Genomic DNA, 18,672 nt, shown 5'->3' with positions numbered 1-18,672 from the left:
GGTCGCTGCGGCGGCGAATTCGCTGCGGACCCGCGTCACCGGTTCGGCATGTGTTTACTCGGTGGGGGTACGCAGCGCGGCGTGCAGGGTGGCGATCAGCGGGTCGGGTGCGGTGCCCGCGTCGAGCCGGCCGGCCTCGATCTCGTCGGCGGCGGTGTGGATCAGGGCAGCGGCGGTGTGCAGACCGTCGTCGCCGACGACCCGCAGGACGCCGGCCAGGTCGCCCTCATCCGGCAGCACCTGCAGCAGGAGGCCGACCGGTTCCGCCTCGGCGATTTCACCGACCCGGCCAGCATCCACGGCGAGAAGATGCCCGGGCTCGCCGTTCTACGCGACAGCCCCGGCGGGGTCACCGTCGAGTACGCGACGACCGGCACCGGCGCCCGGATCACCTACGACAGTGGCGACACCACGGTCGTGGCCGCCCTGCACGACTGGTTCGACGCCCAAGTCGGCGATCATGGTGCGCACGCCACGCCGGGTGCGCCCTCTGAGGCGAGCCCGTCACCAGCGGGCCGATGACAACCTCGCCGCCGCGCTGCCTGTCCCGGCCGGCGGCTGCCGCTCCTACACACCCGATGATCCGGGCCGGCGGCCGATCAATGCCGCAATGCCTCGTCGACGAACCCGACCAGGTCGGCGCGGCGCCGCCACGGGTTGCGGTACCGGGCAGGCCCGCGGACGCGGATGCGCAGCGCTTCGCCGATGATCCGGTGCCAGCGTGGGTCATAGGTCGCCATCGCCGTGGCGGTCACCGTAGTCATTCGCTGCGACCCGGCCGCTGCGCACGCCTGCGGCACGAGGCGCAGCGGTGCGCGGCCGGAACCCGTGTCCCGGCCGCGCATGCCTGTGACTACAGCTAGCTGAGCAGGCCCTGCATCGTCGTGATCTCCGCCTGCTGATCCGTGACGATCTTTCCGGCGAGGGCCTTCGCTTCGGTGTTGGAGCCCTTGGCCGTCTCGTCCTTGGCCATGGTGATGGCACCCTCGTGGTGGGCGATCATCATGGTGAGGAACTGCTTGTCGAACTCGGCGCCCTTGGCGTCCATCATCTTGGCCATGTCGGCGTCCGACATCATGCCGTGAGACTGCGAGCCGTGGCCCTGGTCAGCTGCCGCGGCGGGCTTGCCCCAGGCCGTGAGCCACTGGTTCATGGTGTCGATCTCGGGCTGCTGCGCGCCCTTGATCTTCGCCGCGAGGTCCTTGACCTCGGTGCTGGCGGCGCGGCCGTCGGCCATCGCCGCCATCTCCACGGCCTGCTGGTGGTGCGGGATCATCATCTGGGCGAAGGTGACGTCGGCGTCGTTGAACGCCGCGTTCGCTGACGCCGGCGCGGCGGAGGTCGTCGGGGCCGTCCCGCCGTGGTTCATGCCGATATCGGACGACGAGTCTGCGCCGCCGCAGGCGGACAGCACCAGCGTGGCGGTGACGGCGGCGCCAGCCATTAGGCCACGACGCAGCATGGTGGAGGGCAGCATGGGTGAACGCATCATTGCGTGAAAAGCCTTTCGATGTCATGAACGAATGCGTGCGCGAGCGCCTCGGCCCGCCGGCTGGTCCGGCGGCATGCCGAGGTAGGGCCGCTATATGCGCAGCACCGCCACGGACACCAAAGACAATCCCGCGCTCCGGCGCGGCGGGCCGCGGGGCACCGGCGAACGCCCGGCTTGCTTCTCCCGCGTCCGCCTTCGGCTGGACACCATCCACGACAAAAGCGCCACAAGCAGTACAAGTGTGATAAGTCCGCCCAGAACGGCCAGGCATACACTCCACCCGCTCATCCCACCGGAGCCATGACCGTCGCAATGACCACCAGGGCATTCAGCCGGGACCAGAGCCGGCATGGCCCCGGAGGCGTGGGGCCCGCCCGCCGCGGCCATCGCGGCAGTGCCGGGAGTGTGGTGCGCGCCCGCCCGCGGACCGGTGTGGCCGAGCGTGTGCATCACCGTCAGGCCGAACAGCGTGCAGGACAGCAGGACCCACCGGGCGATCCGCCCGGCCGTCAGCGTCTGCTGCCCATTCACAGGTTCACGCTAGCGCGCGATCCCGAGAGCACCGTCGCCCGGTTGATCACATCACATCTGCTGTTCCCCGTTACCGCTTACCCCTGGGGGTAAACGATGGCTCACCGACGGCGGTGTGACGCTCGGAACGGTTGCCGGATACCCCCAGGGGGTATATGTTGGCGTCGGAGGTGGTCGACATGCAAGCCGACAAACACGAGCACGAGGTCCGCGACGGCGGTGCACCCCACGCGGCCGGTGGCGTGTCCACGCACGACCAAGCGGGCCACCCCGGCGCGCCGGAATCAGCGGCTCGCCCGATGCCCGCGCACGAACACCACCCCGTCGGGCACGACATGCCAGGCCACACCGGTGGGCACGCCGGAGGTCACCAGGGGCACGACAAGCACGCCGGGCACGACCCTGAGGCGTTCCGCCGCAAGTTCTGGCTGAGCCTGGCCCTGACGATCCCGATCGTCGCGACCAGCCACATGATCATGGACTGGTTCGGCTACACCCTGGACTTCCCCGGCATCACCTGGGTCGGGCCGGTGCTGGGCACCGTCGTGTTCTGCTATGGCGGCTGGCCGTTCCTGGCCGGCGCCGTCAGTGAGGTCCGGGACCGGGCACCCGGCATGATGCTGCTGATCTCCATGGCCATCACCGTCGCGTACCTGGCATCGCTGGCGACCAGCCTGGGCTGGTTCGACCTCGACTTCTGGTGGGAGCTGGCCGCGCTGGTGACCATCATGCTGCTCGGGCACTGGCAGGAGATGAAGGCCATCGGCCAGGCCCAGGGTGCCCTGGCCGCCCTCGCGGCGCTGCTGCCCGATGACGCCGAACGGCTCACACCGGACGGCGCGGTCGAGCGCGTACCGGTCGCCGACCTGGCCGTCGACGACACGGTCCTGGTGCGATCCGGCGCCCGCGTCCCGGCCGACGGCCGCATCGTCGACGGCACCGCCGAACTCGACGAATCCATGATCACCGGAGAGTCCCGGCCGGTGGCCCGTACGGTCGGCGACCGGGTGGTGGCCGGCACGGTCGCCACCGACTCGGCCATCCGGGTCCGCGTCGACGCGATCGGCGAGAACACCGCCCTGGCCGGCATCGGCCGCCTGGTCGCACAAGCACAGGCCGCCGGCGGCCGGGCGCAGGTCCTCGCCGACCGGTTCGCGGCCATGCTGTTCTACATCGCCGCCGCCGCAGCCATGGTGACGTTCGTGGTCTGGTGGGCGCTCGGCAGCCTGGACCAGTCCGTGGTCCGCACCGTCACGGTCCTCGTGATCGCCTGCCCGCACGCCCTCGGCCTGGCCATCCCGCTGGTCATCGCGCTGTCCACGGCGCTGTCGGCCAAGGCCGGCATCCTGGTCAAGGACCGGCTCGCCCTGGAACGGATGCGCACCATCGACACCGTCCTGTTCGACAAGACAGGCACCCTCACCAAGGGTGCCCACACGGTCACCGCGACCGCCCCGGCGGACGGTTTCACTGAGGACGAGGTGCTGCGCCTGGCCGGCGCGGTCGAGGCCGACAGCGAACACCCCCTCGCCCGCGCGCTCACCTCGGTCGCCCACGACCGCGGCCTGACGGCCACGGCCACCGCCTTCCGATCCCTGACCGGCCGCGGCGTGCAGGCGCAGGTCGACGGGCACACCTATGCCGTAGGTGGCCCCGCCCTGCTGCGCGAACTCGGCGCGACCGTGCCGCACGAACTCACCGGTCCTGCGGAGCAGTGGTCACGGCGCGGCGCCGCCGTGCTGCACCTGCTCCTCCTCGACCAGGAAGACGGCGGCGGGCAGGTGCAGGTGATCGGCGCGTTCGCGCTGGAGGACGAGATCCGCCCCGAGGCCCGCGAGGCGATCGACCAGCTGCGCCGCAACGGCATCCGGAAGATCGTCATGATCACCGGGGATGCCCGGCCGGTCGCCGAGGCCGTCGCCGCCGACCTGGGCTTCCGCCCCGGCATCGACGAGGTGTTCGCCGAGGTCCTGCCCGCCGACAAGGACCGCGCGGTGGCCGACCTGCAGGCCCGCGGGCTGAAGGTGGCGATGGTCGGCGACGGGGTCAACGACGCGCCGGCCCTGGCTCGCGCCGACGTGGGCCTGGCCATCGGCGCTGGCACCGACGTGGCGATCGAGTCGGCTGGCGTGGTCCTGGCCTCCTCCGACCCGCGCGGGGTCACCGGCGTGATCCGGTTGTCCAAGGCCTCCTACCGCAAGATGATCCAGAACCTGGCCTGGGCGGCCGGCTACAACGTGATCGCCATCCCCCTCGCCGCCGGCGTGCTGGCCTGGGCCGGGATCACCTTGAGCCCGGCGATCGGGGCGGTGCTGATGAGCGCCTCGACGATCGTGGTCGCGCTCAACGCCCAACTGCTGCGCCGGGTCCGGCTGGCCCCGCACGAGCAGTAACCCGCCGGGACAAGCCTTGGCAGCCTGGGCCCGGCCCGGGGTGAAGGTCCGGATCACCGACCCGCGGCCGGTGATCCGGACCTCGTCGTATGCCGCAGGCACGCAGCCGGACCACGCCTGACCTCCAGTGCGAAATCCGGCGCCGGGCTTGGGGAAAGGCCGTGCCGATCTGTGCCGTCCGAATACGCGATCGTGGACTCGGTTTACCGGCGGGCCGTGCCGCACTGTCGAGTGGCGATCAACGCCGTGGCGTGGGCTCAGCCCGCGCCTCCGCGGGTGCGGCAGGTGGGTTCCCGCAGACGGCCAAGGCCATCTCAGCGACCAGGCGCGGCGCATCTGGCGCGGCGAGCCGCCCGGCCGCGACGTCGGTCGCCGCGCCGTGCAGGAGGTGGTGCAGGACGCCGGCCAGCAAGTCGGCCGTAAAGTCGCCGCGGAAGACGCCTTCGGCCTGACCGCGGCGGATCAGGTGATGGACCCGTTGCTCGGGTTTCGCGTGCAGTTGCTGTACCCGGCCGGGCGGCAGGGCCGTCTGCGCCGCTTGCAGGATCGAGGCCGCCTGGGCGATCAGCAGCCAGCCGGACTCCATGAGCGCCCGCAGCCCGTCGCGGGGATCGCCGGTGAGATCGACGGCCGCCAGCACCTCGTCCCCCTCGGCCAGCAGCCGGATCAACGTGGCTTCGACCAGCGCCTCCCGGGACGGGAAGTGCGCGTACAGGGTCACCCTGCCGACGCCCGCCTCCTGGGCGATGTCGTTCATGCTCGCCTCGGCGCTGCGCCCGAGGCAGCTGACGGCCGCCTGGACGATCTTCTCGGCGTTCAGGCGCGCGTCCGCCCGGCGGGCCGGCCGGGCAGCGGAGTGAGCCATGCAACTTCCTTAAGTCAAACAGCGGTTGTACGGGTTATGGTACCCGGACCTAAGTTGAACAACGGCTGTACGACTTAACCCGGAGGTGATCCTGTGTCCGAATCCCTGACCGCGACCGATTCGAGCCCCATCCCCTGGACGTCACCGTCGTGGCGGTCGCCCTGCCCCAGCTGGGCGCGGAGCTCGACCTGTCGCGGGAAACCCTGACCGAGTCCCCGAACTCGGTAACCGGCCCGCGGGCGGCCCGTCGCAGCTGGACCCCGGTCAGCGCACGAACCGGCGCGGGCGCCGAACTTCACAGGAGCACCATGGACTACGTCATCCGTGCCGAGACCCCCACAGCCGAGGTCTACCGGCGCCTTCGGACCTCCTCCGGGCTGAGTCCCAAGTTGCCCGAGGCGGCCACGGCGGGACTGGCCGGCACATGGCATGCCGTCGTCGCCTACTACGACGCGCGGCCGGTGGGCATGGGCCGCGTCATCGGTGACGGCGGCACCGCCTTCCAAATCGTCGACATGTGCGTCCTGCCCGAGCACCAGGGCCGGGGCGTCGGCAAGGCGATCATGAGCGCCTTGATGCGGCGACTACGAGACCGTGCGCCACGAACCGCGTATGTCTCACTGATCGCGGACGGCGATGCACACCACCTCTATACCAAGTACGGCTTCGCGCAGACCGCGCCGGCGTCGGTGGGCATGGCCTTGCAACTCTGAGCGAGGTCATGGACGGACGATCGCCACCAGCTCGGCCTGGGCCGCGGTGCCGACTGTGTGGCGTTCCTCCGGCCGATCGACAAACGTCGGCAGCAACGGCGCGGCGTCGTCGAGGCAGGACCCATGCGCCTGATTCGCGCCCACCCGACCGTAAACGCCGCTCGGCGTGCCGACGTGGTCGGCACATGTGAGCGCGGTCATCCCCTCAAAATTTGATACCCCTAGGGGGTATGAGTATGGTGTGGGTTGTCGGCGGTGATCCCACTGCCCCCATCCCGAGGGAGATCGTCATGGCGACTCAGACCTACACCGTGACCGGCATGACCTGCGCGCACTGCGTCAACTCGGTCAGCTCCGAGATCCAGCGGATCCCCGGTGTGACCGACGTCGAGGTCGACCTGGCCTCGGGTGCGGTCACCGTCACCAGCGACCAGCCCGTCGACGACACCGCGGTGGCCGCGGCGGTCGACGAGGCCGGCTACGAACTCGCGAGGTAGTCATGAGAACCCCACTCAAGCTGGGTGCCTTCGGCCTGGGGCTGGCGGTCGTCTTCACCGCCGCCCTCGGCCTGGGCCGCACTGTCGGCCCGGCTCCGGCGCCCGCCGCCACCCACAACGAACACGCCGAAACCGCCGGCAGCGAGGCAGTCGACTCCGTGCCGGCCGGGCTGCAGGTCGCCCAGGACGGCTACCGGCTGCTGCCGGTCACCACCGTGCTGTCCAGCACCGGCCCGCGACCGTTCGCGTTCCGAATCCTCGGCCCCGACGGCGCCCCGGTCACGCGCTACACCACCAGCCACGACAAGGACCTGCATCTGATCGTGGTCCGCCGCGACCTGGCCGGTTTCCAGCACGTGCACCCCACCCTCGCCGCCGACGGCACCTGGTCGATCCCGCTCGCTGTCCCGGCACCGGGGCAGTACCGGGTCTTCGCCGACTTCCAGCCGGCCGGGCACGCCGACGGGCTCACCCTCGGCGTCGACGTTTCGGCGCCCGGCGACTTCCAGCCGCGCCCGCTGCCGGCCCCGGCCCGCAGCAGCACCGTCGACGGCTACCAGGTCACGCTGGCCGGCGACCTGACCCCGGGCGGCTCGTCGAAACTCACCCTGTCGGTGCGCAAGGACGGCAGGCCGGTCACCGACCTGCAGCCCTACCTCGGCGCGTACGGCCACCTCGTCGTCCTGCGCGACGGCGATCTGGCCTACCTGCACGTCCACCCCGACGGCGCCCCCGGCGACGGCCGTACCCCGGCCGGACCCGGGGTCACCTTCCACGCCGAGGTCCCCTCGGCCGGCAGCTACCGGCTCTACCTGGACTTCCAACACGCCGGTGTGGTCCGGACCGCCGAATTCACCGCGGTCGCCGGCCCGCCGTCCCCCGCCGAGACGCAGCCGTCGACGGTCACGCCGTCCAGCCCGCAGCCGAGCGCGTCGTCGCACAGCGCCGACGACCACACCCACGAGTAAGGAGACGCGCGAATGGCGACAGTGCGACCGCTGCACACGGCGCCGAACCGGATCGAGTTGTCGATCGGCGGCATGACCTGCGCCTCCTGCGCCGCCCGGATCGAGAAGAAGCTCAACCGTCTCGACGGGGTCACCGCCACCGTCAACTACGCCACCGAGAAGGCCTCGGTCAGCTACGCCGGTGAGATCACCACCCAGGACCTGATCTCCACCGTGGAGCAGACCGGCTACACCGCAGCCCTGCCCCCACCATCGCAGGCCGACGGGGCGACCGACCCCGCCGAGCCGGTCGACGAACTGCACGGGCTGCGGACCCGGCTGGTCACCGCGATCGCGCTCAGCGTCCCGGTCGTCCTGCTGGCGATGGTCCCGGCCTGGCAGTTCACCAACTGGCAGTGGCTGTCGCTCACCCTGGCCGCGCCGGTCGTCGGCTACGGCGGCTGGCCGTTTCACAAGGCGGCCTGGACCAACCTGCGGCACGGCGCCGCGACCATGGACACCCTCGTCTCGCTGGGCACCCTGGCCGCGTTCGGCTGGTCGGTGTGGGCGCTGTTCCTCGGCACGGCCGGTACGCCCGGGATGACGCACCCGTTCACCCTTGACATCACCCGCACCGACGGCGCCGGCGCCATCTACCTCGAGGCCGCCGCCGGGGGTCACCACCTTCCTCCTGGCCGGCCGCTACTTCGAGGCCCGTGCCAAGCGCCGCGCCGGCGCCGCCCTGCGCGCCCTGCTGGAGCTGGGCGCCAAGGACGTCACCGTGCTGCGCGGCGGCACTGAGGTGCGGATCCCGGTCGCCGACCTGGGGGTGGACGACCGGTTCGTGGTCCGGCCGGGGGAGAAGGTCGCCACCGACGGGATTGTCGAGGACGGCGCGTCGGCCGTCGATGTCAGCATGCTCACCGGTGAGTCCGTGCCGGTCGAGGTCGGCCCCGGCGACACCGTCGTGGGCGCCACCGTCAACGCCGGCGGCCGACTGATCGTCCGTGCCACCCGCATCGGCTCCGACACCCAGCTGGCGCAGATGGCCGAGCTGGTCGAGCAGGCACAGACCGGCAAGGCCGCCGCGCAGCGCCTCGCCGACCGGATCTCCGGCGTCTTCGTCCCGATCGTCATCGCCCTGGCCGTGGCCACGCTCGGCTGGTGGGTGGGCACCGGCAGCGGCGTGACCGCCGCTTTCTCCGCCGCGGTCGCCGTGCTGATCATCGCGTGCCCGTGCGCGCTGGGCCTGGCCACGCCGACCGCGTTGCTGGTCGGCACCGGGCGCGGCGCCCAGCTCGGCATCCTGATCAAAGGCCCGGAAGTCCTCGAGTCGACCCGTACGGTGGACACGATCGTGCTGGACAAGACCGGCACTGTCACCACCGGCCGGATGACCCTCGTCGCGGCCATGCCCGCCGGCGGGCAGGACGAGGCGGAACTGCTGCGGCTGGCCGCAGCGGTCGAGGCAGCCTCCGAACACCCGATCGCACAGGCCATCGCCCGCGCCGGCGCCGACCGTGCGCCGCTGCTACCGGTGACCGGGTTCGCCAACCTCGAAGGGCTCGGCGTCAGTGGCACCGTGGACGGCCGGGAGATGTTGGTCGGCCGGCCGCGGCTGCTGCACGAGCGCGGCTACACCGTGCCACCCGAGATCGAGCACGCCGTGGCCGGCGCGCAGCAGGCCGGGCGGACCGCCGTCGTGGCCGGCTGGGACGGCGCCGCCCGCGGCGTGCTCGCGGTCGCCGACGCTGTCAAGCCGACCAGCCGGGAAGCCATCACCATGCTGCGCCGGCTCGGGCTCAACCCGGTGCTGCTCACCGGCGACAACGAGACTGTCGCCCGGGCGGTCGCCGCCGAGGTCGGCATCGACGAGGTGATCGCGGAGGTGCTGCCGGCAGACAAGGTCGACGTGGTGAGACGCCTGCAGGAGCAGGGCAAGGTCGTCGCGATGGCCGGTGACGGTGTCAACGACGCCGCCGCGCTCGCCCAGGCCGACCTCGGCCTGGCCATGGGCACCGGCACCGACGTGGCCATCGAAGCCTCCGATCTGACCCTGGTCCGCGGCGACCTGCGCGCCGCGGCGGACGCGATCCGGCTGTCCCGGCGCACGCTGCGCATCATCAAGGGCAACCTGTTCTGGGCCTTCGCCTACAACATCGCCGCCCTACCCCTGGCCGCCGCGGGCCTGCTGAACCCGATGATCGCCGGCGCCGCGATGGCGTTCTCGTCGGTCTTCGTGGTCGGCAACAGCCTGCGCCTGCGCCGCTTCAAGTAACGAGAACGGACGCCGTCCGCCCCTGCCGAGCGCGGGCGGGCGGCGTCCTGGTGTCTCAGGACTTGACGAGACGGGCGATCGCCGCGGTCGCCTCCTTGACCTTCGCGTCCGCGTTGCCCTCGGCCGCAGCCTGCACCACGCAGTGCCGCAGATGATCCTCCAGCAGACCAATCGCGACCGCCTGCAACGCCTTGGTCGCCGCGGAGATCTGCGTCAGCACGTCGATGCAGTACGTGTCCTCGTCCACCATCCGCTGCAGGCCACGAATCTGTCCTTCGATCCGCTTCAAACGCGCCAGCAGCGCCTTCTTGTCGGCGGAGTACCCGTGCGGCCCGGCCGGTGTCGCCTCGTCCATAGCCGGCAACGTACCCCATACCCGTATCTACCAGCATCGGTGGCGGGACCGCAACGATCACCAGAGCTGCCATCGCCGAGTAGCGGCGTCCGAGTGCTCATCGGACCGGACATGGTGTTGCATTCCTTCAGAGCTGCGGCAGCGCCCAGACACAGGTCGGGCTCGCGCCGCTTGCATCATCGCGCTTGGCACCTTCCCCGGCTGAACGCAGTGGTTAGTTGGCGAGTTGGTAGCCGGCCTGGGTTACCGCTGCGCTGATCGCGTCGTCGTCGAGTTTGGCGCTGCTGGTGACGGTGACTGCGCCGGTGGCGAGGTCGACGTTGACGTCCCTGACGCCGGGAACCTCGGCGAGTTGCTTGCTGACCCGCGATGCGCAGCCGCCGCATGTCATCCCGGCGACCTGGTAGACCGTACGCAGCCCGGCGGTCTCGCCCATGGGGGTCGCGGTCGTCGTCGCGCAGGAGCAGCCGGTCTCACTGGTGCACATTGCATCTTCCCTTCGTCGTTGGTGGGTGCCGGTGATGGGGGAGTGCGGGGTCAGGACCGTACGAGCCGGGCGATCGCGTCGGAGGCTTCCTTCAGTTTCACCTCGGCGTCCGGGCCGCCTTCGCGGGCCGCGTCGACGACGCAGTGCGCGAGGTGGTCGTCGAGCAGGCCGAGCGCCACTGTTTCCAGGGCTCTGGTGGCCGCGGACACCTGCGTGAGGATGTCGATGCAGTAGACCTCGTCATCGACCATGCGCTGCAAGCCGCGGATCTGGCCTTCCACCCGGCGTAGCCGCTTGAGGTAGTCGTCCTTGTCCTTGATGTAGCCGTGCGCCATCACTCTGCTCCCAGCGTCGGGATATACCTTACCCCCCTAGGGTACACCAAGCGAATCCGGCGCCCATGCGATCCAGGCTGCCGATGACCATCGGGCTCCCCCGCATAACCACACGAGTTACCGCCAAGCACACCGGGGGGATCGGACAGCGGCACTGTCGCCGCGACACCCCGCCGGCATCTCGCAGGCGCGCGGGCGGCACGGTGTGCTCATGCCTGGTACGCCAGGTTGGCCATCATCCCGGTTTCGGCGTGGTAGATGTTGTGGCAGTGGGTCATCCATTGGCCGGGATTGTCAGCGTCCAGATCCACGGTGACGGTCTGATTCGGCAGGACGATCACGGTGTCCTTGCGGACGCCGGTCCCCGCGACGGCGAAGGTGTGTCCATGCAGGTGCATGGGGTGGAACATGGTGGTGCGGTTGACGAATTCCAGCCGGACTCGCTCTCCTTGCCGGACCAGCAGGGGTTCGGATTCGTCGAAGGTGGTGCCGTTGATGGTCCACCGGTAGGGCATCATCGCTCCGCCGAGGGTGAGTCGGTGGGTGCGGTCGGGGTCGCGGTCGGCAAGTCGCACCGCGTCCGTGGCGTCGAGCGTGCCGGTGGACAGCACCTGGCGGTCCAGTTCGGCCGGGCGGCCGGTCGCGGTGGGTGGGACCCCGGTGCCGGTACGCACGATGGCGAGGGCCTGCCCGGTTTTGCCTTCGGCCGCGGCGACGAGCGGGAACACACCATCATTGAGTTCTACGGTGACGTCGGCGCGTTCGCCCATGCCCAGCAGTAGCGCGTCGGTGGTGACCGGGGTGACCGGGAAGCCGTCGGTGTGGGTGACGGTGAGTCGATGCCCGCCGAGCGCGATGCGGAAGGCGGTGTCGGACGCGGCGTTGACGATGCGGATGCGTACGCGTTGGCGGGGTTTCGCGGTCAGCACTGCCGGTGCGGTAGGGACCCGGCCGTTGATCAGATAGTGCGGGTAGGCGACGTCGCCGGCCCCGCCCAGCAGCGGCGAGTTCATCGTTTCCATGCCGCCCATGTCCATGCCGCCCATGTCCATGCCGCCCATGTCCATGCCGCCCATGTGGCCCGCACCGCCCATGGACTGCAAGGAGGAGAGGATCTGGTCGGGGGTGCGGCCGGTGCCGTCGACCCAGTCGTCGAGTACGACGATCCATTCGGTGTCGTAGCGGCCGGGCTCGGCCGGGTCGTCGACGACCAGGACGCCGTAGAGGGCGCGGTCGAGTTGCACGCCGGAGTGCGGGTGGTAGAAGTAGGTGCCCGGGTCTGGTGCGGTGAATTCGTAGGTGTGCCGCCCGCCCGGCGCGATCGGCTGCTGGGTGAGGCCGGGCACGCCGTCCATGTCGTTGCGCAGGGCGATGCCGTGCCAGTGCACGCTGGTGGCGACGGGGAGCTGGTTGACCACCTCGGCGCGGATGAGGTCGCCGGCGCGGGCCCGGATCAACGGGCCCGACGCGTTCTCGGCGTAGCCCCAGGTTTGCACGGTGGTGCCGCCGAGGTCGAGCGTGACCGGTCGCGGGGTGAGCGTGGCGGTGACCGTGGCGGCGCCGACCCGGCTTCGGGCTGCCTCTGCATCCGCGACCAGGGCGGAGTCGGAGGTCACCAGGGTGGGGTCGGTGCTGAACAGGCCGCTGGCCCAGGCGGCCGTTCCGGCGGTGCCGGCCAGACCTGCCGCGCCGGCGATGCCGGCCAGCAGGCGGCGTCGGGTGACAGCGACTGACATATTGGTACTCCTCGTCGAAGCGGTCGGGCCGGGGCGGTGCTGACTCCAGGCTTCTCGGCGGCGATGAGGAAACCCGCGACGTTTGCTGAAGGTTTGATGAAGCCGCCGCGCCGGGTCGGCAGGATAGGGCGATGAGTACGCGGGTGTTGGTGGTCGACGATGAGCAGAGCCTGGCCAAGGTGATAGCGAGCTACCTGGAACGTGACGGCCACGATGTGGAGTGCGTCTTCGACGGTCCGGCCGCTGTGGATGCCGCCCGAGCGCGGCCACCCGATGTGGTGGTGCTGGACCTGGGGCTTCCAGAGCTGGACGGCATCGAGGTGTGCCGGCAACTGCGTACGTTCACTGACTGCTACATCGTGATGTTGACGGCGCGCAGCGACGAGGTCGACCGACTCGTCGGGCTCGGGGTGGGCGCCGATGACTATGTGGTCAAGCCGTTCAGCCCGCGGGAGTTGGTGGCGCGGGTCCGGGCGATGCTGCGCCGTCCACGGACCACCGGGTCCGTGGTGCGGGAGGAGCCGGCGCGTGCGTTCGGCCCGTTGCGGGTCGATGTCACCGCCCGGGAGGTCACCGTCGCGGGTCGGCCGGTCGAGGTCACCCGTACGGAGTTTGACCTGCTCGCCGCGCTGTCCGCCCGGCCGCGGATGGCGTTCTCCCGCAGGCAGCTCATCGATACCGTCTGGGGTGAGGGGTGGGTCGGTGACGAGCACCTCGTCGACGTGCACGTCGGGCACCTGCGCCGCAAGCTCGGCGACAACCCGGCCGCGCCCCGGTTCATCCGTACGGTGCGCGGCGTCGGATACCGGATGGGTGAGGGCTGATGCGCCGGGTGCGGTTGGGCTTGGCCGGCCGGCTGTTCGGTGCCCAAGTTCTCGTGGTCTTGGCCGGCGCCGCCACGTTGGGGTTGGTCGCCGTCGCTGTCGGCCCGGCCATCTTCGGGCGGCATCTGCGGGAGGTCTCCGGACACGTGGACGCGGCGACGACCCGCCATGTCGAGGAAGCGTACGCGTCGGCCAGCGCGTTGTCGCTCGGCGTGGCTCTACTTTCCGCGCTGGCAGCCGCCGTGGCGGTGAGTGCCTACGTGGCTCGGCGGGTCGCTCGTCCGGTCGCTCAGTTGGCCGCCGCGGCGGCCGATGTCGCCGACGGCCGGTATGCGACCCGAGTGGCCAGGCCCGGTCTGGGTCGCGAGTTCGACACGGTCGCGGCGGCGTTCAACGCGATGGCTGACCGCCTTGCCGACGTGGAGGTCACCCGCCGCCGGCTGCTGGCAGACCTGGGCCACGAGCTGCGTACCCCGCTGGCCACCATCGAGGCGTATGTCGACGCAGCCGAGGATGGCATCAGCGTCACCGACGAGGACACTTGGGCGGTAATGCGTGCCCAGTGCACCCGGCTGCGCCGCCTCGCCGAGGACATCGCCGCGGTATCCCGCGCCGAGGAACACCAACTCGACCTACACCCGCGCCGGGTGAGCGTGCCCGAGCTACTCGACGCCGCCGCCGCGGCGGTCCGCCCCCAATACGGCAGCAAGCACGTCGACCTGCACCAGCGCGTCCCGGCCGGCCTACCCGCCATCGACGCCGACCCCGAGCGCGTCGGGCAGGTCCTCGCCAACCTGCTCGACAACGCCCTCAGGCACACCCCGTCCGGTGGGACCGTCACCCTGGCCGGCGACCGGGATCCCGCGGGGGTACGGATCACCGTCAGCGACACCGGTGACGGGATTCCCGCCGCGCACCTGCCGCACGTCTTCGAACGCTTCTACCGCGCTGACACGGCCCGCGACCGGGTCCACGGCGGCTCCGGCATCGGCCTGACCATCGTGCGCGCGATCGTCGCCGAGCATGGCGGCCACGTCACCGTCGACAGCGCCGGCCCACAACGCGGAACTACCTTCACCGTCACCCTGCCCGCGGCCGGAGACCGGCTGCCACCACGGTGACGTCAGGGCCCGCAGCATGCCGTTCACCCATCGTCGCCCACCGACGGATCAGTTCGGTGGGCGACGAGGTGCCAGCCGGGTCAGGAGGAACGGGCCGACGGGCGGCGAGCAGGATCGGCGTCGAAGCTCGCCGCGCAGTGCGTGGAGCAGAAGTAGACGACGCCGTCGTCGGTGTCCCGCCGCGCGGCGGCGGCTTGCGGGGTGATCCGCATCCCGCACACGGGATCGGTGGCCTCGGTCGCGGGTTCCGCCGAGGTTACGATCTCGGGCGTGCCGGGTGCGCCTCGTTGCGTGTCGTGTTCGGTTGCGGTGTGCACCTGGGGTTCGACGGTGGCCGGTTCGGCGGCTGGTAGCGCGCTGGTGTGGTGGCGGCGCAGCCGGTTGGCGTTGCCGACGACCGACAGCGACGACAGTGCCATCGCGGCGGCGGCGATGATCGGGCTGAGCCGCAGACCCAGGAACGGGTAGAGCAGCCCAGCGGCGATCGGGATGCCGACGCCGTTGTAGGCCAGAGCGAAGAACAGGTTCTGCCGGATGTTGCGCATGGTGGCGCGCGACAGCCGGATCGCGGTGACGACGCCGGACAGCGAGCCGGAGATCAGGGTGATGTCGGCGGCTTCGATGGCGACGTCGGTGCCGGTGCCGATGGCCAGGCCGACATCGGCCTGGGCCAGTGCGGGGGCATCGTTGATGCCGTCGCCGACCATGCCGACGCGGCGGCCGTCGGCTTGCAGGCGGCGGATCTCGTCGGCCTTGTGTTGCGGCAGGACTTCGGCCAGCACTCGGCGGACGCCGACCTGGCGGGCGATGGCCGCAGCGGTACGGGCGTTGTCGCCGGTGATCATGACAACCTCGATGCCGAGGCGGTGCAGCGCGGCGATCGCGGCCGAGGAGTCGGGCTTGACGGTGTCGGCCACGGCGAACACCCCGGCCGGACGCCCGTCGACGGCGGCGTAGATCGCGGTTTTGCCCTGCTCGGACAGTCGCACGGCGATCGGATCCAGGGTGCTGGTGTCGATCCCGGCGTCGGTCAGCAGCCGCGCGGCGCCGATCAGGACAGCGTGTCCGGCGACGGTGGCCTGGACGCCTTTACCGGTGATCGAGTCGAACCCGGTCGCCGGTGGCAGGCTCAGGCCACGGCGGCGGGCCTCGGCCACGATCGCCGCGGCAAGCGGGTGCTCGCTGTCGGCTTCGGTGGCCGCGACCAGGGTGAGCAGGGTGTCGTCGTCGGTGTCGCCGACGGTGTGCAGGTCGGTGAGGGCGGGCTTGCCCGCGGTGATGGTGCCGGTCTTGTCCAGCACGACGGTGTCGAGCTTGTGCGCGGTCTCCAGGGCCTCGGCGGAGCGGATCAGGATGCCCGCCTGGGCGCCCTTACCGGTCCCGACCATGATCGACAGTGGGGTGGCCAGGCCGAGCGCGCACGGGCAGGCGATGATCAGCACAGCGACCGCGGAGACCAGGGCGAGGGTCAGCGCGGGCGGTGGTCCGGCGATGAACCAGACCGTGAAGGTGGCGATCGCGATGGCGATGACCGCGGGGACGAAGTAGGCGGAGGTGGCGTCGGCGAGGCGTTGGATAGGTGCCTTGGAGGCTTGGGCCTGCTGCACCATGCGGATGATCTGCGCGAGCATGGTGTCCGCGCCGACCTTCGCCGCGCGGACCCGCAGCGAGCCGGTGCCGTTGATGGTGGCACCGATGACGATGTCCCCGGCCCGTTTGGTGACCGGCATAGGCTCGCCGGTGACCATGGATTCGTCCACTGCCGAACTGCCCGACAACACGGTCGCGTCGACCGGGATCTTCTCCCCGGGGCGCACGAGCACGTCGTCGCCGACGGCCACGTCCTCGACCGGGATTTCCTGTTCGATGCCGTCGCGGATGACACGGGCGGTGCGGGCTCGCAGGCCGAGCAGGGCCCGGATCGCCTCACCGGTGCCGGCCTTGGCGCGGGCCTCGAGGAGCCGGCCGAGCAGGATCAGGGTGAGGATGACACCGACCGCCTCGAAGTACACCTCCCGCATATCCGCCGGCAGCACCCCGGGCGCGACGGTGACGAGCAGGCTGTAGCCGTAGGCGGCGGTCGTGCCGAGGGTGATCAGGCTGTTCATGTCGGCGCTGCGGTGGGCCAGGGCCAGCCAGCCGGTGCGGTGGATCGGCGCGCCGGTGTAGAGCATCACCGGGGTGATCAGGGCGAGTTGCAGCCAGTGGTTGAGCAGCAGCGCCGGCACCCAGTCGGCCTTGAACAATTCGTGTGCCATCACCGCCAGCAGCACCGGGGCGGTGAGCACCGCGCCGAGGATGACCCGGCGGTTCAGGTCGCGCAACTCGGTGCGCCGCTCGGCGACCTGTCCGGCTTCGGCGTCGGCCGCAGTCAGAATCTGTGGCACCTCAGGATGCCCGGCCGATGGTGGCGGGTTCGGTGGCTGCGTGACGGGTTGGTCGGCGGGTTCGACCACGAGGCTGCCGTGGATCATGTTCATGCCGCAGGCGAACCCGAACGTTCCGGCCCGGTCCGGCTGCAGCCGGACGGTGGTGCGGGTGAAGGCGGGAAGTGCGGCGCTGACCGCGAGGTCGCCGAAGACCACCCGGGAGGTGCAGTCGCCGCTTTCCTGCCGGTCGAAGACCAGCTCGACGGGGACGCCCTGGCGGACCCGGATCAGGTCGGGGCGGTAGCCGCCGTGCACGGTGACCTGTATCCGCTGCACACCGTCGCGCACTTCGGCGATGCTGGCGCGGCGGGGTGCGAAGAAGTACCAGCCGAGCCCGGCTACGGCGGCCAATGAGGCGAGCAGGACGGTGATGTCGGCGACGCCCATGATGTCCTCCCTGATAGGTCTGCCTTCAGAGTGATGCCCCCTACCGGCAGGGGGTAGGGACCTTCGGCCTCGTTGAGGTGCCGTTCGCCGGTACCCGCGGGAGGTAGCGGGGCGCAGGGTGGAGATATCCCGCAAACGGAAGGGGGATGTCATGAGACGGCAACCCTGGGGGATGTACGCGATCGCCGCGGCGATCCTCGTCGTCGGCCTGATCGCCTTCGGCGTACCGGCGAACACCCTGCTGTTCGGGGCGTTCGTGCTGGTCTGCCCGCTGATGATGATGTTCATGATGGGCGGCATGCACGGCGGACACGGCAGCGCCGACCCCGACGAGCGCACCCGGACAACCGAAGACCAGGACCCCATCGTCCGGCGGTAGCCCGCCGGGACGGTGACCAAGGAGATCGATCATCATGATGTACTACGGCACCGGTATGAGCGGTTGGGGCATGGCGCTGATGGGCCTGAGTGGCCTGCTGTTCTGGGGGCTGGTCATCGCCGGCATCATCGTCTCCGTCCGCTACGCCAGTCGCGCCGGATTGCGCGGCGAGCCTGTTGTTCATGGGCCGACGCCGCAGCGGACGCTCGCCGACCGGTTCGCCCGCGGCGACATCGACGAAGAGCAGTACACCCGCAACCTGAAGGTTCTCAACGAGACGGCACCGACCCGCGGGCCCGGCGGCTGACCTGGACGCCGGTGCCGGGTATGGGCTGTGGCCTCTGGTGGTCGTGAACACCGCCCTGTTCGCGGTGTTCGCGGCCGGCTTCTTCCACGCGCGCATCGGCCGGGACTGACGGTGCCCGTCAGCCCGCGGGACGGTGGGCTGCTACAGGCGAAATGCCCGGCGCAGCGTTTCGGCGAGTTCGTCGAGCTTCGCGTCGCGCTCGACCGACCCGGCGGCTGCCGCGTCGACGACGCAGTGCCGCAGGTGATCGTCGAGAAGGCCCAGGGCGACCTGCTGCAACGCCCGGGTGGCTGCGCTGACCTGGGTGAGCACGTCGATGCTGTACCGGTCCTGCTCCACCATCCGGGCGATCCCGCGGACCTGACCCTCGACCTTGTGCAACCGGGCCAGATGATCAGCTCTGCGGTCGGTGTAACCCGGCGTCGCCGCGACCGGCTTACCGCTTGCCGGAGTCACCGTGCTGGTCATGACCGCTCACCTCCACGTTGCGCACCGCCGGATGACCGGCTCATCCCCAGTGTCAGCCGCGATACCCGCACGGGGTAGGGGCGCGTGGCCCACCGTGTCGGGCCGACCGTCTCTGCCCCCGGGCAAGC

20 protein-coding genes and 1 pseudogene are annotated in these 18,672 nt (G+C 70.8%); 10 read left to right on the top strand and 11 right to left on the bottom strand.

Going from position 1 to position 18,672, the window contains the following annotated elements:
* Positions 1–54: 54 nt before the first annotated feature.
* Complete coding sequence (locus DMB66_RS22935; RefSeq protein ID WP_125806177.1) at positions 55–300, bottom strand: hypothetical protein; 246 nt, start codon at positions 298–300, stop codon at positions 55–57.
* A 9-nt stretch (positions 301–309) separates the two neighbouring features.
* Here DMB66_RS22935 and DMB66_RS22930 point away from each other — a divergent pair, with 9 nt between their 5' ends.
* On the top strand, positions 310–522 hold the full coding sequence (locus DMB66_RS22930; protein ID WP_125806176.1) for a hypothetical protein: 213 nt from the start codon (positions 310–312) through the stop codon (positions 520–522).
* 77 nt (positions 523–599) lie between these two features.
* Here DMB66_RS22930 and DMB66_RS61305 read toward each other — a convergent pair whose 3' ends face one another.
* Positions 600–764, bottom strand: a complete 165-nt coding sequence (locus DMB66_RS61305; protein ID WP_158647325.1) for a hypothetical protein — start codon at positions 762–764, stop codon at positions 600–602.
* A gap of 95 nt (positions 765–859) precedes the next feature.
* Positions 860–1,477 (bottom strand): DUF305 domain-containing protein, encoded by a 618-nt coding sequence (locus DMB66_RS22925; RefSeq protein WP_233624781.1) that lies wholly within the window; start codon positions 1,475–1,477, stop codon positions 860–862.
* A gap of 845 nt (positions 1,478–2,322) precedes the next feature.
* On the opposite strand from DMB66_RS22925, the gene DMB66_RS22920 reads away from it, so the two are divergent.
* On the top strand, positions 2,323–4,416 hold the full coding sequence (locus DMB66_RS22920) for a heavy metal translocating P-type ATPase (RefSeq protein ID WP_125806202.1): 2,094 nt from the start codon (positions 2,323–2,325) through the stop codon (positions 4,414–4,416).
* Between the two features lie 238 nt (positions 4,417–4,654).
* On the opposite strand, the gene DMB66_RS22915 is transcribed toward DMB66_RS22920, so the two are convergent.
* Positions 4,655–5,281: a TetR/AcrR family transcriptional regulator gene (locus tag DMB66_RS22915; protein WP_125806174.1), complete on the bottom strand. Its 627-nt coding sequence runs from the start codon at positions 5,279–5,281 to the stop codon at positions 4,655–4,657.
* Positions 5,282–5,589: 308 nt separating this feature from the next.
* Here DMB66_RS22915 and DMB66_RS22910 point away from each other — a divergent pair, with 308 nt between their 5' ends.
* On the top strand, positions 5,590–5,994 hold the full coding sequence (locus DMB66_RS22910; protein WP_125806173.1) for a GNAT family N-acetyltransferase: 405 nt from the start codon (positions 5,590–5,592) through the stop codon (positions 5,992–5,994).
* A 6-nt stretch (positions 5,995–6,000) separates the two neighbouring features.
* Here the strand turns inward: DMB66_RS22910 and DMB66_RS22905 are convergent, their stop codons facing one another.
* Entirely contained in the window at positions 6,001–6,195 is a 195-nt protein-coding gene (locus DMB66_RS22905; RefSeq protein WP_125806172.1) for a hypothetical protein, read from the bottom strand.
* Positions 6,196–6,284: 89 nt separating this feature from the next.
* Between DMB66_RS22905 and DMB66_RS22900 the strand changes: the two genes are divergently transcribed.
* The 3 genes and pseudogenes from DMB66_RS22900 to DMB66_RS22890 all read left to right on the top strand — a co-directional run bounded on the left by DMB66_RS22900 (position 6,285) and on the right by DMB66_RS22890 (position 9,716).
* Complete coding sequence (locus tag DMB66_RS22900; protein ID WP_125806171.1) at positions 6,285–6,491, top strand: heavy-metal-associated domain-containing protein; 207 nt, start codon at positions 6,285–6,287, stop codon at positions 6,489–6,491.
* A gap of 2 nt (positions 6,492–6,493) precedes the next feature.
* Positions 6,494–7,459 (top strand): hypothetical protein, encoded by a 966-nt coding sequence (locus tag DMB66_RS22895; RefSeq protein WP_125806170.1) that lies wholly within the window; start codon positions 6,494–6,496, stop codon positions 7,457–7,459.
* Positions 7,460–7,471: 12 nt separating this feature from the next.
* A pseudogene (locus DMB66_RS22890) lies at positions 7,472–9,716 on the top strand (heavy metal translocating P-type ATPase).
* 55 nt (positions 9,717–9,771) lie between these two features.
* On the opposite strand, the gene DMB66_RS22885 reads toward DMB66_RS22890, so the two are convergent.
* From DMB66_RS22885 to DMB66_RS22870, 4 genes are all read right to left on the bottom strand, one after another.
* On the bottom strand, positions 9,772–10,071 hold the full coding sequence (locus tag DMB66_RS22885) for a metal-sensitive transcriptional regulator (RefSeq protein WP_125806169.1): 300 nt from the start codon (positions 10,069–10,071) through the stop codon (positions 9,772–9,774).
* Positions 10,072–10,285: 214 nt separating this feature from the next.
* On the bottom strand, positions 10,286–10,558 hold the full coding sequence (locus DMB66_RS22880) for a heavy-metal-associated domain-containing protein (RefSeq protein ID WP_370318992.1): 273 nt from the start codon (positions 10,556–10,558) through the stop codon (positions 10,286–10,288).
* Between the two features lie 50 nt (positions 10,559–10,608).
* Positions 10,609–10,893, bottom strand: a complete 285-nt coding sequence (locus tag DMB66_RS22875; protein ID WP_125806168.1) for a metal-sensitive transcriptional regulator — start codon at positions 10,891–10,893, stop codon at positions 10,609–10,611.
* 209 nt (positions 10,894–11,102) lie between these two features.
* Entirely contained in the window at positions 11,103–12,629 is a 1,527-nt protein-coding gene (locus DMB66_RS22870; protein ID WP_125806167.1) for a multicopper oxidase family protein, read from the bottom strand.
* Positions 12,630–12,760: 131 nt separating this feature from the next.
* On the opposite strand from DMB66_RS22870, the gene DMB66_RS22865 reads away from it, so the two are divergent.
* Together DMB66_RS22865 and DMB66_RS22860 are read left to right on the top strand one after the other, a co-directional pair.
* Entirely contained in the window at positions 12,761–13,453 is a 693-nt protein-coding gene (locus tag DMB66_RS22865) for a response regulator transcription factor (protein WP_125806166.1), read from the top strand.
* Entirely contained in the window at positions 13,453–14,574 is a 1,122-nt protein-coding gene (locus DMB66_RS22860) for a cell wall metabolism sensor histidine kinase WalK (RefSeq protein ID WP_125806165.1), read from the top strand. The genes DMB66_RS22865 and DMB66_RS22860 overlap by 1 nt, the downstream gene beginning before the upstream one ends.
* Before the next feature lie 80 nt (positions 14,575–14,654).
* Here the strand turns inward: DMB66_RS22860 and DMB66_RS22855 are convergent, their stop codons facing one another.
* Positions 14,655–17,390 (bottom strand): heavy metal translocating P-type ATPase, encoded by a 2,736-nt coding sequence (locus tag DMB66_RS22855; RefSeq protein ID WP_125806164.1) that lies wholly within the window; start codon positions 17,388–17,390, stop codon positions 14,655–14,657.
* Positions 17,391–17,541: 151 nt separating this feature from the next.
* Here DMB66_RS22855 and DMB66_RS22850 point away from each other — a divergent pair, with 151 nt between their 5' ends.
* Together DMB66_RS22850 and DMB66_RS22845 are read left to right on the top strand one after the other, a co-directional pair.
* Positions 17,542–17,769: a DUF2933 domain-containing protein gene (locus DMB66_RS22850; protein ID WP_125806163.1), complete on the top strand. Its 228-nt coding sequence runs from the start codon at positions 17,542–17,544 to the stop codon at positions 17,767–17,769.
* A gap of 34 nt (positions 17,770–17,803) precedes the next feature.
* A complete protein-coding gene (locus tag DMB66_RS22845) occupies positions 17,804–18,076 on the top strand; it encodes an SHOCT domain-containing protein (RefSeq protein ID WP_125806162.1) in 273 nt (90 codons plus the stop codon).
* Positions 18,077–18,217: 141 nt separating this feature from the next.
* Here the strand turns inward: DMB66_RS22845 and DMB66_RS22840 are convergent, their stop codons facing one another.
* Entirely contained in the window at positions 18,218–18,544 is a 327-nt protein-coding gene (locus DMB66_RS22840; protein ID WP_125806161.1) for a metal-sensitive transcriptional regulator, read from the bottom strand.
* Positions 18,545–18,672: the final 128 nt, after the last annotated feature.

It is taken from the genome of Actinoplanes sp. ATCC 53533, assembly GCF_003947245.1.
The sequence above is the reverse complement of the archived record's forward strand: the minus strand, read 5'-3'. Positions and strand labels throughout refer to the sequence as shown.